1 protein-coding gene is annotated in these 1,221 nt (G+C 55.3%); it reads right to left on the reverse strand.

The annotated features are described in order from the left end of the window. Positions 1-123: 123 nt before the first annotated feature. Positions 124-381, reverse strand: coding sequence for an EAL domain-containing protein (locus RR842_RS14740; protein WP_332730321.1), 258 nt, complete (start codon positions 379-381; stop codon positions 124-126). Between the last annotated feature and the right edge of the window lie 840 nt (positions 382-1,221).

The following is a 1,221-nucleotide window of genomic DNA, read 5'->3' on the forward strand; positions in this document are numbered from 1 at the left end:
TTATAAACTGATCTGGGCTACCGATCAAGAGTGTATTTATACATCCGGAACGCACACAAGTTGCGCACAAGTACAGGTACAAGTAGCGGTCAAGTAGCGTGCCCTCGGGGCCCTGCGGGAACACTACAGGTAAGCGCGCTCGAACTCGCTTGCCGGCATGGGCTTGCCGTAGAGATAGCCCTGCCCTAGCTTGCATTCGAGGTCGCGCAGTATCGCCTCCTGCTCGTGCGTCTCCACACCCTCGGCGACGACCTCGATGACAAGGTCTTGGCACATACGTATGAGGTTCTTGAGGATAGCCTGGTAGTTTGTTCGGCTGCCCAAAGCGCCCACGAGGCTCTTGTCTAGTTTGAGCACACCGAAGTCGACGTCGGCTAGCATGGACAAAGTTCGTATACTTCGTGCCAAAGTCGTCAAGCGAGATAGCGTAGCCGACATCGTAGAGGTCGCGTGCCGTCTGGCACAGGATGTTCTTGCCGATATCCGCGACGCTTTCGGTGATCTCTATCTCAAGGTGCTCTTTGGCAACGTCGTAGCGGGAAACGATGGACTCCACCGATGACACGATGTCGCGCTCGAGCAGTGTGAGGCGCGAGAAGTTCAGCGAAACCACCGGCAAGAACAGCCCCGCGCGCTTCCAGCATTCCAGCTGACGACATACCTCTTCCAAAACAAAAGGTCGATATAGCGGATGAGGTTGTTGCGTTCAAGCAGGTCGATAAACTGGTTGGGCAGCACGATCCCCGTCGCCGCGAAGGCGCGCTGCACCGGTCAGCGGATCGCATTCGAACAGGTCGATAGCCGGCTGCCGTGCAGTGCATGCGTACGACATTAAACCCTCCGGGTCCCCTTCGAGTGCTCTCACAGCACGGTGGTAATCATTTTTCTATTTGTAAGTTCTTTAGTTGCCTTTATCAAGCGCGCTCCCCTCGCAAGAGCAAAGTTTTTTTCGGGAGCGCAATGCAGGGAAGCGTCCTGCCTTTTCGCATCCCCACATCGTCTCGCACTGACCGCCTTCCCCCAAGGAAAAAACCTCCTGGCCCTTTTCGGGCCATCGGCAAAACCAAGCAATTGGCCCCTTAGGTACCTTACGACTCACAGGCTCTAAGCACATGATGCTCCCGTTGCTTTTTTTCAAACCAAGGAGGGAACCGAAATGGGTATCGAAAACGAGGTTTCACGCAGGAATTTCTTGAAGACCGCCGCACTCGCAGGTGCAGG

Origin of the sequence: Gordonibacter sp. (assembly GCF_036667095.1) — a bacterium.
Lineage (GTDB): Bacteria > Actinomycetota > Coriobacteriia > Coriobacteriales > Eggerthellaceae > Gordonibacter.